General features: G+C 69.2%; 12 protein-coding genes and 1 pseudogene. 3 read left to right on the top strand and 10 right to left on the bottom strand.

Going from position 1 to position 13612, the window contains the following annotated elements; translation table 11 throughout:
* The 7 genes and pseudogenes from FJV41_RS41720 to mraZ all read right to left on the bottom strand — a co-directional run.
* Nucleotides 1-213: pseudogene (locus tag FJV41_RS41720) on the bottom strand (UDP-N-acetylmuramoyl-tripeptide--D-alanyl-D-alanine ligase); the annotation flags it as partial.
* A 32-nt stretch (nt 214-245) separates the two neighbouring features.
* Entirely contained in the window at nt 246-1769 is a 1524-nt protein-coding gene (locus FJV41_RS41725) for a UDP-N-acetylmuramoyl-L-alanyl-D-glutamate--2,6-diaminopimelate ligase (RefSeq protein ID WP_141648200.1), read from the bottom strand.
* Nucleotides 1770-1820: 51 nt separating this feature from the next.
* Complete coding sequence (locus tag FJV41_RS41730; RefSeq protein WP_141648201.1) at nt 1821-3839, bottom strand: penicillin-binding protein; 2019 nt, start codon at nt 3837-3839, stop codon at nt 1821-1823.
* Nucleotides 3836-4249: a cell division protein FtsL gene (gene ftsL / locus FJV41_RS41735; protein ID WP_141648202.1), complete on the bottom strand. Its 414-nt coding sequence runs from the start codon at nt 4247-4249 to the stop codon at nt 3836-3838. The genes FJV41_RS41730 and ftsL overlap by 4 nt, the downstream gene beginning before the upstream one ends.
* The gene (gene rsmH, locus FJV41_RS41740; protein WP_141648203.1) at nt 4246-5160 is read right to left on the bottom strand and encodes a 16S rRNA (cytosine(1402)-N(4))-methyltransferase RsmH; all 915 of its coding nucleotides are present in this window, start codon (nt 5158-5160) and stop codon (nt 4246-4248) included. Before rsmH ends, ftsL begins: the two co-directional genes overlap by 4 nt.
* Before the next feature lie 4 nt (nt 5161-5164).
* Nucleotides 5165-5551, bottom strand: coding sequence for an STAS domain-containing protein (locus FJV41_RS41745; protein ID WP_141648204.1), 387 nt, complete (start codon nt 5549-5551; stop codon nt 5165-5167).
* A gap of 46 nt (nt 5552-5597) precedes the next feature.
* Nucleotides 5598-6050, bottom strand: a complete 453-nt coding sequence (gene mraZ / locus FJV41_RS41750; RefSeq protein ID WP_141648205.1) for a division/cell wall cluster transcriptional repressor MraZ — start codon at nt 6048-6050, stop codon at nt 5598-5600.
* Nucleotides 6051-6314: 264 nt separating this feature from the next.
* On the opposite strand from mraZ, the gene FJV41_RS41755 reads away from it, so the two are divergent.
* Entirely contained in the window at nt 6315-7022 is a 708-nt protein-coding gene (locus FJV41_RS41755) for a PilZ domain-containing protein (protein ID WP_141648206.1), read from the top strand.
* A gap of 10 nt (nt 7023-7032) precedes the next feature.
* Here FJV41_RS41755 and FJV41_RS41760 read toward each other — a convergent pair whose 3' ends face one another.
* On the bottom strand, nt 7033-8835 hold the full coding sequence (locus FJV41_RS41760; protein ID WP_141648207.1) for an acyl-CoA dehydrogenase FadE: 1803 nt from the start codon (nt 8833-8835) through the stop codon (nt 7033-7035).
* 343 nt (nt 8836-9178) lie between these two features.
* Between FJV41_RS41760 and FJV41_RS41765 the strand changes: the two genes are divergently transcribed.
* Nucleotides 9179-10492: a hypothetical protein gene (locus tag FJV41_RS41765; protein ID WP_141648208.1), complete on the top strand. Its 1314-nt coding sequence runs from the start codon at nt 9179-9181 to the stop codon at nt 10490-10492.
* A gap of 3 nt (nt 10493-10495) precedes the next feature.
* Here FJV41_RS41765 and FJV41_RS41770 read toward each other — a convergent pair whose 3' ends face one another.
* Both FJV41_RS41770 and FJV41_RS41775 read right to left on the bottom strand, forming a co-directional pair.
* The gene (locus FJV41_RS41770; RefSeq protein WP_438616782.1) at nt 10496-11431 is read right to left on the bottom strand and encodes a hypothetical protein; all 936 of its coding nucleotides are present in this window, start codon (nt 11429-11431) and stop codon (nt 10496-10498) included.
* Complete coding sequence (locus tag FJV41_RS41775) at nt 11428-12426, bottom strand: phosphatase domain-containing protein (RefSeq protein ID WP_174453133.1); 999 nt, start codon at nt 12424-12426, stop codon at nt 11428-11430. Before FJV41_RS41775 ends, FJV41_RS41770 begins: the two co-directional genes overlap by 4 nt.
* Before the next feature lie 131 nt (nt 12427-12557).
* Between FJV41_RS41775 and FJV41_RS41780 the strand changes: the two genes are divergently transcribed.
* Nucleotides 12558-13612, top strand: a 1055-nt coding sequence (locus FJV41_RS41780; RefSeq protein WP_141648210.1) for a serine/threonine-protein kinase, incomplete at its 3' end; no start/stop codon positions are given.

The raw sequence follows: 13612 nt of genomic DNA on the forward strand, positions 1-13612 counted from the left end.
CCCCACCACCGCGCCGGCCGCCCCACCCCTGGCCGCGACGTCCACGAACGCGTGGGCGTCGAAGCGCTCACCCACCAGCGCCACGAAGAGGCACCCCGGGGTGAGTGCCCTCGTGTCGGTGCAGACGGCCTCGAAGGCGGCCGGCCCGGGACTTCCGAGCCGGGTCGCCCCCGTCGCCTGCACCACCTCTTCGTCGCTGAATCGAGCTGCCATAGGGGTGTGGGGCGTCCCGTCCGCGAGCCTTCTCAGCCGGCGGTGCGGCTCGCCAGTGCCTTGGCGGCGGCCTGGCGGTCATCGAAGCTGAGCTTCTCCTTGCCCACCTGCTGGTAGGTCTCGTGGCCCTTGCCCGCGATGAGGACGACGTCGTCCGCGCTCGCCAGTGCAATGGCCTGCTCGATGGCGGTGCGACGGTCCGCCTCGACGAGGTAGCCCTTCTCGCCCGACTTCGCCTTGTTCGCAGAGATGCGGCGCAGGCCGCCCTTCTCCACGCCCGACGTCACCTGGCTGATGATCTCCTCCGGGTCCTCCGTGCGAGGGTTGTCGCTGGTGATGACCGTCAGGTCCGCGGCCTCCGCGGCCACCGCGCCCATCAACGGACGCTTGCCCTTGTCCCGGTCTCCTCCGCAGCCGAAGACCGTGATGACGCGGCCCTTGGCCATCGCGCGCGCAGCCTCCAGCGCGCGCTTGAGCGCGTCGTCGGTGTGCGCGTAGTCCACGAACACGGCGGGCGCCCCGGCGGGGCCGTAGTTCTCCACGCGCTCCATGCGGCCGGCCACGGGCGTCATCCGCTCGATGCCGACCTTCACGTCGCTGCGCGAGAAGCCCGCGCCGATGCCGATGCCCACCGCCAGGAGGATGTTCTCCAGGTTGTGGGGCCCCAAGAGCTTGCTCTTCAGCGCGATGTCGCCCGAGGGCGTCTTCAGCGTGCCGGTGATGCCGGCCAGCGTGAAGGTGACGTCCGAGGCCGAAATCTCACCGTTGCCGGTGCGGCTGAACTTCCACGCCATGCGCTTCTGACCGCGCTGCTCGTTGTAGATGCGGCTGGCATACGTGTCGTCGCCATTCACGACGGCCACGCCCGTGGAGGACAGGTTCTCCGCGAAGAGCTTCCGCTTCGCCTGGAAGTAGTCCTCCATGTCCTTGTGGTAGTCGAGGTGGTCGCGGCTCAGGTTGCTGAAGCCCGCGGCCTTGAAGGTCAGCCCGTGCACGCGCTCCTGCGCGAGCGCGTGGCTGGACACCTCCATCACCACCGTCTCCACACCCGCGTCCACCATCTCCCGGAAGATGCGGTGCAGCTCCAGCGGATCCGGCGTCGTATTGGCCGTCTCGACCGTCTTGCCCCCGAACTTGTATCCCAGCGTGCCGATGACACCCGTGGACACGTAGGCCGCCGCGCTCATCGCCTCCAACAGGAACGACGTCGTCGTCTTTCCGTTGGTGCCGGTGACCGCCAGCAACGTCAGCTTGTCGGCCGGCCGGCCATGGAAGTTCGCGGCGATGAGGGCCAGCGCCTTGCGCGCGCTGCCCACCTTGAAGAAGGGCACCTGCGAGGAAGGCACCGGCTTCTCGGAGACCACCGCCACGGCTCCGCGTGACACGGCCTCCCCGATGAACTGGGCACCATCCTCCTTGGTGCCGGGAATGGCGATGAACAAGTCGCCAGGCTTCACATGCCGCGAGTCCTGGGTCACACCGGTGACGTCGACCGCGGAACGACCACCCGAGGTCTGCTCGGCACCACACCCTGCGAGGACATCCGTCAGCTTCATCTCTTCCCCTTCACACGAATTGCAAGCGCGGGGCCTGGAACGAGCGCGGCCTCATTGCCGCGTCGCGAGCTCCAGCGTCACCCGGGCCCCCTTCTCCACCAGTGAGCCGGCGGCGGGGGTTTGAGACACCACACGTCCACTGCCCATCACCTGTGGCTCGAGTGCCGCGGCGAGCAGCTTCACCACGGCCTCGCGACCTCCGGCGCCCTGGACGTCCGGCACACGCACCGTGCCGGCCTCAGGGCTCTCCGAAACCGCCTCCTCCAACACCGGCCGAGCGGGCTCGGTGGCCTTCGCCACCGGCTTCGCCGCGACAGGCACGGGGGTTGCGGCGGCCATGGCCACCCCGGGTGCCACCGTCCGAGACGGGGGCACGGCCAGGTGGGCCATGGCAGCGGTCGCAATTTCCTTGAAAGCAGGGGCAGCCACGAGCCCCCCGTACACGTCTGTCTTGGGTTCGTCCACCACCACGAGGATGACAATGCGCGGATCCTCGGCCGGCACCATGCCGACAAAGGAGGCAATCCGCTTGTCCGAGTAGCCCCGGGCCACTGGATCCGCCTTCTGGGCGGTTCCCGTCTTGCCGGCGACCCGGTACTCCTCCATGGCGGCCTTGGGCGCGGTACCTCCCTTGACCACCACGCTTTCGAGCATGCCCACCACCTGCCGGGCCACCTTCGCGGAAACCGCCCGGCGGACCTCGGTGGGACGGTTTTCAAGCAGCACCACCCCGTCGGGGTCCACCACCTTCGACACGAGGTAGGGCCGCATCAGCACGCCATCGTTGGCCAGCGCACCATAGGCCGCCGCAATCTGCACGGCGGTGGCCGTCATGCCCTGCCCGAACGACTGGGTGGCCAGGGAGACCTCCGCCTTGGGGAACGGGATGACACCCCGGCCCTCGCCCGGCAGGGCCAGGCCCGTGCGCTCGGCGAAGCCGAAGGCATGGTAGCCGGCCACCATCTTCTCGCGGCCCAGCACCTGGGCCATCTTCGCCATGCAGATGTTGGAGGAGACCTGGAGGATGCCCCGGGGCGCCAGCCACCCGTAGGAGTGCGTGTCGTTGATGGTGTGGCGGCCCACGCGCCAGGCGCCGTTCTCGCAGAAGAAGACGCTCTCCTCGGTGATGGACTTCTCCTCCAGCGCCGTGGCCACCACGAAGGGCTTGGTGGTGGAACCAGGCTCGAAGGTGTCCAGCGCGCCTCGGTTGCGCACCGTTCCGCGAGCGATGCTCTCCGGAGTGTTCGGGTTGAAGCGGGGGTGGTTGGCCAGCGCCAGCAGCTCCCCCGTCTTCGGATCCAACGCCACCACCATACCGGCGATGCCCTTGGCCTCTTCCACGGCCTTGGCCAACGACTTCTCGGCCACGTACTGCAGATGCCGGTCCAGGGTCAGCGTGACGGCGGCGCCCTGTCGCTCCAGCGGATCCAACGCGCCCTGCACCAGCAGCTTGCGGCCCTTGGCGTCGCGGAAGCCCGACATGCGGGAGTTCTGCCCGGACAGCTCGTCCTCGAAGGCCAGCTCCAGGCCCTCCAGGCCCTTGCCGTCCATGCCCACCATGCCCACCACGTGGGCGCCCAGCTCGCGCTGCGGATAGAAGCGCTTGGGCTCCTTGGTGAAGCCCATGCCGGGCAGGCCCAGCGCCTTCACCGCGGCGACTTCCTGGGGCTTGGCCTGACGCTTCACCCAGGCGAAGCGCTTGGAGCGCGCCAGCCTGGCGCCCAGCTCGTCCGCGTCCACCTTCAGCGCCTTGGCCAGCGAGCGCGAGGCCTGACGCACGTCGGGCAGCATCGATGGATCCACCCAGATGGAATCCACCTCCACGCTCTGGGCCAGGGGCGTGCCGCGACGGTCGAAGATGTCGCCGCGACGGGCGGGGATTTCAATCTGGCGGACGTACTGGTCCTGCGCCATTCCGCGCAGCTTCTCCTGCTCGAAGACCTGCAACTGCACGGCCCGACCGAAGGCGACACCCAGGAGCAACAGGAAGAGACTGAACAGGAGCTGCACACGCAGCTTCAGTCCCTTCGCGTTGGACTCCGGGGCCCGTGTCGCCTTGAAATCCCTCACCGGCCCGAACCTCCACGGCCCGCCACGCGTACACCAGGCTTGTCTTGAGACGGGGACGGAGCGGACGCGGAAGCGCTGCCTCGAGCCGGCTTCTCCGAGGACAGCGACACCACCGCGCTGCCAGCGGGCATCGTCATGCCGAGCTGCTCGCGCGCCACGCGCTCCAGCCGGCCCGGCGCCTTGAGCGTGGCCAGCTCCAGCTTGAGTCGGTCATTGTCCCGCGTCAGCGAGCGGCTCTCCGCCTCCGCGCGGGACAGCCGGTAGCCCATGTCCACCACCATCACCCGGCTGGTGACGTGGAGCATGCCCACCGCGGCGAAGAGGGAGAACAGGAGGACGGCGGGCAACAGGTGCAACAGCACCCCCGTCAACGACACGGAGCCACGCTGGGAGGACGACGCCTTGCTCATCGCACTTTCTCCACCACGCGCAGGTGCGCGCTTCGAGAGCGGGGGTTGGCCGAAATCTCTTCGTCCGAGGCGGCCACGGCCTTCTTCGTCACCACGCTGAAGTTGCCCACGCTGGAGCAGACGCAGATGGGAAGGCCCGGAGGACAGGTGCAGCGGCCCTCCAGCGTGCGGAAGCCCTCCTTCACCTTGCGGTCCTCCAGCGAGTGGAAGGAGATGACCGCGGCGCGGCCACCGACCTTGAGGAGCGACGGCAGCGCGGCCAGGAGCGAGTCCAGCGCCTCCAGCTCCTGGTTCACCGCCATGCGCAGCGCCTGGAAGGTCCGGGTGGCGACGTGGATCCGCGTGGGCCACGCCTTGCGGGGCACCGCGCGCTTCACCACTTCGGCGGCCTCCAGCGTGCGCGTGGGCAGCGCGCGCTTGAGCTCGCGGGCGATGGGCCGGGCAAAGGGCTCCTCGCCGTACTCCTTGAGGATGAGCGCCAGCTCCGACTCGTCCGTGGACGCGATGAGCTCCGCGGCGGTGGGGCCGTCCGGGCCCATGCGCATGTCCAGCGGGCCGTCCTTCATGAAGGAGAAGCCGCGCTCGGCCACATCCAGCTGCGGGGAGGAGACCCCCAGGTCCACCAACACGCCGTCCACCGGCAGCAGCTCCGCGGCCACGCGGGGCAGGTCCGCGAAGTTGCCGGCGCGGCCCTGGAAGCGGGGGTTGGGCCCCAGGCGGGCGGAGGCGGCGGCGAGCGCCACCGGGTCGCGGTCCACGCCCACCACGGACGCGCCCTGAGCCAGGAGCGCCTCCGTGTGGCCACCACCCCCGAGTGTGCCGTCGATGATCACCTTGCCCGCTCCGGCTCGCAGCAGCTCCACGGCTTCACGCAGAAGGACGGTCTGATGCTGGAAGTCCAAGTCCCCCACGCGGTCAGACGAAGGGAGCCCGCGCGAGTGAAAACGCGGCGCGGGCGTCGTTCATGTGCGGGTAGATTTCAAACGTGTCGTGCGCGCCGGCCGCGCGGAAGATGGCGGCCAGGTACGGCGACAGTCCAGACAGCTTCAGGTCTCCACCCGTGCGGCGGAACGCCTCCGCGCGGGCCATCAGCGGCTTGACGCCCCGGTAGTTGAGGTGCCCTACCTCGGACAGGTCCAGCACCACCTGACGCAGGCCCCGGTGCATGCGCTGGGTGAGTTCGTCGCACAGCTTCAGCAGGTCCTGCTCGCTCAGCTCGCCCTCCAGCATGAGCGTCTCCACGCGCTCGGCACCCGCCAGCGCGCTCGTCGCCCTCCGCCGGACCTCCAGAACCTGATTCATACGCGTGCCACCCTCTCGGGACTCCGACCTTTTGTCGACTTTCCGGCTATTGGTGCCGCAGCTCGGAAAGCACCTTCATCACGTCCGCGGAGGCCGCTTCCTGGCGGGCCTCTTCCTGGGCCTTCGCCCAACCCTCGCGGCTCCAAAGCTCGATCACCTTCACCATCCCCGCCCACACCACGTCCTTCTCCAGCCCCGCGTACGTCCGCAGCGACGGCGGAATCAGCAACCGCCCCAGCCGGTCCAACGGGCACTCCTGAGCGCTCGCCACGTACAGGCGCATCAGCGTCTTCACCCCGGGCTCCATCGGATTGCGCCGCGCGAGGGACGCCTCGAGCGCCTCCCACTCCCGCACCGGGTACGCGTGGAGGCACCGGTCCAGGGCCGTGGTGATGATGAGCCGCTCGTCATAGGCCCCCACCAAGGTCTCCCGGAGCTTCGCCGGGAGGCTGGTCCGCCCCTTCGCGTCGATCTGGTGCTCATAGACGCCTCGGAACACGGGGGACGATCCACCTTTTCAGCCCTTCAGGGGATGAAGCTCCACTCCTTCCCACTTCTTGCCACTACCGGGCGGCATTCATACGCGGCCCCCCAGGGGGGGTCAAGAAAGCGCAACAGGTTGGAACACGCCGCCAGTGGGTTCCCGACATCCAGACAACCCGTCACACCTGGAAGGTCAGGTGTTTGGCGCGCCGCGGCGCCCTACCCGTGGGGAGGGGGCAAACTTGAGCTCCCTCCGGGAAGAGCGCAGAGTGACGGCTCCGTGAACACGAACGTGCGACTGAAGGTGGCCTACAAGAGCCCGCAGTCCCTGGTGGGGGAGTACACGCGCAGCGTGGGTCAAGGTGGCGCCACGCTCCAGACGCGGCGCAGCCTCCCGCTGGGGACTCGCTTCACTTTCGAGCTGCATGCCGGAGGGGTACCCCGGCCCGTGGAGGTCTTGGGCGAAGTCGTGCAGGTGGAGCCCCGCGAGGAGCGCAACTACCTGGTCACCGTGCGTTATGGCGCCAGCGAGGACCGCACCGCGCTGGACGCCGTGCTCAAGCGGATCTTCGCCGCCCAGGAGCAGGAGGGGCTGCGGCGCTTTCCCCGGCTCCCGCTGCACCTGCGCGCGGTGGAGGCCACGCCCCTGTCGCCGACGTTCCTGGTCCGGGACATCTCCCGAGGCGGCGTGGGGCTGGAGGTCATGGCACCCACCCTGCCCCGCCACGTGCGCGTGGGCACGCCCTTCCTGCTGGAGATGGATTTGACGGGCGGCTCGCTGCTCCTGCACGGCGAGGTGGTGTGGACGTCGTCGGTGCCCCGGAAGAACGCCACCGAGGCGACGCCCGGCTTCGGCGCCACGTTCGGCCGGCTGCGGGCGCCCATGCAGCAGCGGCTGGACGCGCTGCTCGCGCTGGAGTCGCTGCCCCCCGCGCCCTGGAAGGCGCGGGTGAGCTTTGGCATGGACGCCGTGACGCGGATGCCGTGACGGCGCCTGGCTACTCCGTGAAGGGGTAGCCGCCGGCGGACTCGATGGCGGCCATCACCGTCTCGCGCAGCTCCGCGGGGTTGTAGGGCGTGAAGATGTCCTGCGTGGCCAGCCGCTTCAGCTCCTTGTCCAGCGCGTCACCCTGGAGCGTCGCGCACAGCGCGCGGCGCGTCCTGTCGTAGGCGCGGGGAATGCTGTCGAGCGCGAACAGGCGCACCAGCGCCAGCCGCACCGGATCCAACGTTCCGCCGGACGCCGCCTGTCGGGTGCGCGTCACCAGCGAGTCCAGGGCGAAGGCGTCCATCACCACGTCGGAGAGCGAGGCGAGCACCTCCTGGTGCTGCTCCAGTTCCGGACCGAACGTCTCCGCCGCCACGCGCAGGCCGTGGAGGGCCAGGCGCTTGGCGACCTCGGCGGCCACTTCCTGCGGGGCCAGCGCGTCGTCGGTCCGGGCCCGGGGCTTCTCACCTCGCGACAGCTCCTCCGCCACGTTGCCCGCCATGGCGAACAGCGGCAGGTCCCCCTTCACCGCGCGCTTGATGAGCATGCCGGTGATGAGCATGCGGTTGATTTCGTTGGTGCCCTCGAAGATGCGGTTGATGCGCGCGTCGCGGTAGGCGCGCTCGACGGGGTACTCCTCGATGTAGCCCGCGCCGCCGTGCAACTGCACCGCGTCGTCCACCACCTGCCCCAGGGCCTCCGAGCCATAGACCTTCATGATGGAGGACTCGATGGCGTACTCCTCCACGGCGGCCAGCAGATGCCCCTCGTACCCGGGGGCGGACTTGTCGCGAGCGGCGAGGCGCGCGTCGACGAGGCCCGTGGTGCGGTAGGTCATGCTCTCCAACGCGTAGATGAGCGCGGCCATGCGAGCCAGCTTCTCGCGCGACAGCGGGAAGCGGACGATGGGCGTGCCGAACTGCTTGCGCTCCTGCACGAAGCGCAGCGCGTTGCCGAGCTGGAGCTTCATGCCCCCGAGCACGCCCGCGCCCAGCTTCAACCGACCGTAGTTGAGGATGTTGAAGGCAATCTTGTGACCCTTGCCCACCTCGCCCAGCAGGTTCTCCGCCGGGACGCGCGCGTCCTCGAAGTAGAGCGGGCACGTGGACGAACCACGGATGCCCATCTTGTGCTCCTCGGGCCCCACCGTGAGGCCCGGGGTGTCCTTCTCCACGATGAAGCCGGTGAACTTGTCGCCATCCACCTTGGCGAAGACGATGAACACGTCCGCGAACGCCGCGTTGGTGATGTAGAGCTTGGAGCCGTTGAGAATCCAGTGCTTGCCGTCCGGCGAGCGCACCGCCTTCGTCTTCGCGCCCAGCGCGTCACTGCCGCTGCCCTGCTCCGTGAGGGCGTACGCCGCCACCCACTCGCCGGTGCCCAGCTTGGGCAGGTACTTCGCCTTCTGCGCGGCGTTGCCGAACCAGACGATGGGCAGCGAGCCGATGCCCGTGTGCGCGCCGAACGTCACGGACCAGGAGCCGTTGAGGCTCATCGCCTCCGCGAGCAGGAGCGACGTGGTCTTGTCCAGGCCCGTGCCGCCGTAGGCCTCCGGGATGTCCACGCTGAGCAGACCCAGCTCTCCCGCGTGGCGCAGCAGCTCGCGCAAGAGCACGTTGTCCTTGTGCTCGATTCGCACCGCCTGGGGCAGCACCTGCTCGCGGCTGAACTGGAGCGCCGTGCGGAAGAAGAGGCGTTGCTCCTCGGTGAAGGTCTCCGGCGTGACGAAGCGGGAGGTGCCGACCTCCTGGAAGAGGAAGGCCCCTCCGGTGGGAATTTCCTTCGACGCGGCGGGCTCGTTCACTGCGGCCATCGATGACCTCCCAGATGCGCGAAGGGCCTCACGTCCGTCGAGCGGAGAGTCGGCCCATCCTTGGCAAGCTATGAAGCGCCGCATCATAGGAGGAGTGGCGAGCAGGCCAGCCCTTTTCTCTCGGGTTCAGCCCGGCGGTTTCGCCAGGCAGTACCGAGGTGGCACACGACCGTTCCGCTGAGCGGAACGGTCACGCCGTCTCCATGAGTCACCAGGCCCCGGGAGATTGTGACGTGAGAAACAGTCACGTTCGGCGGGACGAGCCCCCGCCAATCACAGTGCCCACCCATGCGACCTCACTTCAATCAGGAGCCCTCTTCGGCTCCTGTGAATGGGGGATGTCATGAGGATGAGGACACAGGTGTTGTCGTGGCTGTGCGTCGTGGGTGTCATCGCGGGCAGCGCGAGGTCGACCGCCGCCGAGCCGCTCGCAGGGGGCCTCTCATGGGCCCATCAGCTCAGCGGTCCCGGGGACGAGAGCGGACGGATTGCCTCCGGCAAGGACGGGAGCTTCATCTCCTTCATCAACTTCACCGGCAGCATCGACATAGGGGCGGGCCCCATCCAGGCACCGGGTGGGCCGACGGACCGGGCCCTGGCGCTCGTTCGTCATGACGCCCAGGGCCAGCCGAGTGTCATCCGCGTCATCAGCGGGCTCTACGCGCTTCGTCACGCGGTGGACGGACAGGGCAACATCATCATCATCGTCGAGGCCATCGGCGTCAGCCCCGGCAGCAGCCTGTTCAGCGACGGCCTCCAACTGGTGAAGCTCAGTGCCACCGGTCGCCTGCTCTGGCTGCGGCCCATCCTCTCCACCGACATCTTCGTCCAGACGCTCGTGACCGACCGCGACGGCAACATCGGCATCGGTGGCTACAGCGTGACGTCACAAGGAAGCCCCAGGCTCACCTTCCTCAAGCACAACTCCGAGGGCACCCGGCTGTGGCGCTTCGTCGACACGGACACCACCCAGAGCCTGGGCCGTACCGCCACCGCCGACAGCGAGGGCAACTTCTTCGTGGGCGGCGATGCCCTCGGGGCCACGAGTTCCTCGGAGCCCTACCTCGTCATGCTCTCGCCGGAGGGACAGCCGCGCTGGCGTCGGCGATTGCTCGGCGCGCTGGGCTTCGCCTTTGGCCTGGCCACCCATGGCAACCGCGTGGTGATGGTCGGCACGTACGCGTTCACCTTCACCTTTGCCGGGCAGACCCACACCTCCACCGCCAACCTCGGCATCAACCAGGACGCGTTCGTCGTCGCCTGGACGCGCGATGGCGAGGAGCGCTGGGCGTACAACTTCGGCTTCGACATCGAGAGCGTCGCCATGGACGAGCGCGACGGCGTCACCGTCGTCGGGGGCTATCAGGCGGGCAGCTCGGACCTGGGCATCCTGGGCCCGCTGCCCGGCAACCCGTCGAGCGCCGCCAACGTCTACGTCGCGAAGTTCGACCGCATCCAGGGCCAGCGCCGCTGGGTACAAAGCTTCCCCAGCGACCTGGACCGCAGCTCTCCCGGTCTCGACGAGGGCACCGTCGCCGTCTCCAAGGACGGCCGCGCCGCGGTCCTCGGCCTCTTCCACGACACGCTCCAGGTGGGCTCGCAGACGTGGACGGCGAGCGGCGTGTCGGACCTCTTCCTGTTCGGCTTCGAGCCCTGAGCGTCAGCCCCCGTCCCTGACGCGAGGAGGCGTCGGGAAGACGAGGCACAGGGTGTCGAACAAGGGCTCGCCCGGGGCCGTGTATACGGCTCCGAGCGCACGCGCGGCCTGGGAGACCTCGGTGCCAAACGAGGGGACCAGGCAGATGTCCTCGGACTGCTTGAAGCGGCCCTTGAGCAACCCCAACCCGTGCCGCAACGTCGCCAGGTCCTGACGCCCCTCGCGCACCGGCACCGAGGGACCATTCGCATCGGGACCCGGGAGCTTGCCCACGCTGGTGCTCAACTCGAAGCCGTCCGCGCGCTGGATGATGCGCAGCTTTCCCGGCGCCACCTCCGCCAGCCACACACGAAAACCGTCCTCGTCACGCAGGACCAGCGGATACGCCACGGGTGCATCCGGATGCGCTAGCCACACCGTCTCGGCGGAGTCCCGCAGCATCGCGAGCAACTCGGAGACCTGCGCCAGGAACGTGTCCGCGTCGGGCACCAGCACCACTTCGTGCCCCTTCACTCGCTCCGCGAGACGCGCGATGGACGCCGAACGCGAGGGCTCGAACGTCTCGCCCCCGAGCCGCACCTGCTCACCCGCCAGCGACAGTCGCAACGCGTTGGACGGCAGCGCCTCGCCATACACGGGCGCGGACTCGGGCACGTCGCCTCGAGCGACAGGCCCTCCATCCTCGGACGCTCGACTCCCTCCCGTGGCGAGCGAAGGCAATGGCGCGGGCTTCAGCGACTGGAGCGGCTCGGCGGCCTTCTCCTCTCGACAGCCCACCACCGCGAGCAGCGGACACAGCAGCACCACGAGGCGTCGAGCACCGAGAGATACGATTCGCGTGCACGCATCGAGGCACCGCCGGGTCGCGAGGCGAAGCCAGTCGAGTCGCCGCCGCCCCTCGCTGCCTCGAACCTCCGCGACACGCGGCACGAACGTCATGGAGGCGTCGGGCCCGCGGTGGCCGGCAGCGACACGGAGGGCTTCGGCAGCACACTCGCCACACAGGCCGCGTCCGCCAGCCCCAGGCCGACGGCGTGCTCCGCCGCTTCACGCGCGTCCTTGAACAGCACCATGTCCTGGAAGCGCTTCACGTCCTTCGTGCGCCCCGCGTCGCGGATGTAGACGGCCTTCACCCGCCCCGGGAACTCCTCGCGAATCTGCGCGTAGACCTCCGGGTCCTTCTCCCCTGAGTCCCCCACCAGCACGACGGGCAGCGGGAACTGCGTGAGCAGGCGGCGGATGATGGGCTGCTTGTAGTTGGACAGCGACGACGGGCCCAGGTCCCGCAGGTACACGCCAAAGCCCGCCGGGAACTGGTGCCGCTCCAGGAACCCGCGCACGCGCGGCAGGTACTGGACGGGCGAGCCGCTCACCAGCGCGAACGCCGAGGACGTGGCGCTCCCCCGCAGGCATCCGTAGAGCGCCGCCATGCCCGGCACCACCTCCTGCGTGTCCGAGTCCTTCAGCAGCGCCGTCTGCACCAGCTTCGCCGGCTTCGTCACCTGCGTCACCGCCAGCGTGTCGTCGAAGTCGGAGACCACCAGCAGCGATGTCGTCGCCGGCAGCACCTCCACGCGCGCGCTGGTGATGGCGCCCTCCACCCACGCCTCCGCCTCGGAAGCGCCCTCCTTGAAGCGGCCTCCCTCGGGCGGCATCAAGGTGACCTCGAAGCCACCGTCGTGCCCGCTCGTCACGATGGCGGTGACGCCCTGGAAGCGCACCGACACCTTCGCGCCCTCCCAGTTGGGCGCCGCCAGTCGCCGCAGGTTCCGCGACAGCGCCGAGCTGCCGTCCGAGGGCGCCTCCTTCAGCACGCGCCCCTGAAGCATGACGCGCTCGGGCAACCCCAACACCGGCGCCAACAGCACCGCGGGCGCCGCCACCGCGTGGGAGCCCCCGAGTAAGACACCCAGGACAAAGAGACGAGTGAGCATGTTCAACGGAATTTTCCCGTGTTAACGTTCCTGGAGCCCTGATGATAGCTTCGCGCGGGCCTCAAGAGGCGTCGTGGAGTCGTGGAGGGGCAGCACAGCGGCCCGGTGCGCCCAGAGGAGCCGGAAGACACGTGGAGCACCCGTCCGAAGGGCTCGATTTCGGCAAGTACACGTTGCTCGAGCGCATCGCGACGGGCGGCATGGCGGAGATCTACCGCGCCCGGATGACGGCGGTGGCGGGGGTCACCAAGCCCGTCGTCATCAAGAAAATCCTGCCGGGCTACGCGGACAAGAGCGCCTTCGTCTCCATGTTCGTCAACGAGGCGCGCATCGCCGCGGGGCTGAGCCACGGCAACATCGCCCAGGTCTTCGACTTTGGCGAAGTGGGCGGCCAGTACTTCATCGCCATGGAGTGGGTGGACGGGCATCCGCTGTCACGCGTGCTGCGACGCGCCCGGGAGAAGGGGCTCCACACCCTACCCCAACCGCTGGCCCTGCTGGTGACGGTGGAGGTGCTCAAGGGGCTGGCCTACGCCCACACCCGGCTGGATGACCGGGGCCGTCCGCTGCACATCATCCACCGCGACGTCAGCCCGCAGAACGTGCTCCTGAGCTTCGAGGGCCAGGTGAAGCTGGTGGACTTCGGCATCGCCCGGGCCCGGCTCGCCAGCGATGGCGTCAGCGACGAGTCCGACGAGGCGGAGGCCAAGGGCAAGTACGCGTACTTCGCCCCGGAGCAGGCCCGGGGCCGGGAGCTGGACGCCCGCGCGGACATCTTCGCCGCGGGCACGCTGCTGTACGAGACGCTGTGCGGGCGACTGCCCTTCGAGGGCTCCGTCCCGGACGTGATGCGCAAAATCGCCCTGGGCGACTTTCCGCGTCCGCGCGAACTGGCCCCGGACATCCCTCCAGCCCTGGAGCGCATCCTCCTCACCGCCCTCGCCGTGGAGCGCGAGCAGCGCTACCCCACCGCCGAGGCCTTCGCCGAGGCCCTCACCCGCTACCTGCACACCGCCACGCCCGACGTCTCCTCCAGCGCGCTGGCCCACTTCATGGGCTACCTGTTCGAGACGGAGCTGGTGGCGGATGGACGGCCCGTGCTGCTGCCGCGAGAGTTCCTCGCGCAGATGGCCCGCTGGGCAAAGGCCCCCTCCGAGCGACACACGGTCCACGAGCCGTCCCCGCT

Origin of the sequence: Myxococcus llanfairpwllgwyngyllgogerychwyrndrobwllllantysiliogogogochensis (genome assembly GCF_006636215.1) — a bacterium.
GTDB lineage: Bacteria > Myxococcota > Myxococcia > Myxococcales > Myxococcaceae > Myxococcus > Myxococcus llanfairpwllgwyngyllgogerychwyrndrobwllllantysiliogogogochensis.

Coding starts and splice junctions, on each gene's coding strand:
- FJV41_RS41770 (WP_438616782.1), bottom strand. CDS start 11,431: ATGACGTTCGTGCCGCGTGTCGCGGAGGTTCGAGGCAGCGAGGGGCGG.
- FJV41_RS41765 (WP_141648208.1), top strand. CDS start 9,179: ATGAGGATGAGGACACAGGTGTTGTCGTGGCTGTGCGTCGTGGGTGTC.
- FJV41_RS41725 (WP_141648200.1), bottom strand. CDS start 1,769: ATGAAGCTGACGGATGTCCTCGCAGGGTGTGGTGCCGAGCAGACCTCG.
- FJV41_RS41775 (WP_174453133.1), bottom strand. CDS start 12,426: ATGCTCACTCGTCTCTTTGTCCTGGGTGTCTTACTCGGGGGCTCCCAC.
- FJV41_RS41745 (WP_141648204.1), bottom strand. CDS start 5,551: ATGAATCAGGTTCTGGAGGTCCGGCGGAGGGCGACGAGCGCGCTGGCG.
- ftsL (WP_141648202.1), bottom strand. CDS start 4,249: ATGAGCAAGGCGTCGTCCTCCCAGCGTGGCTCCGTGTCGTTGACGGGG.
- FJV41_RS41760 (WP_141648207.1), bottom strand. CDS start 8,835: ATGGCCGCAGTGAACGAGCCCGCCGCGTCGAAGGAAATTCCCACCGGA.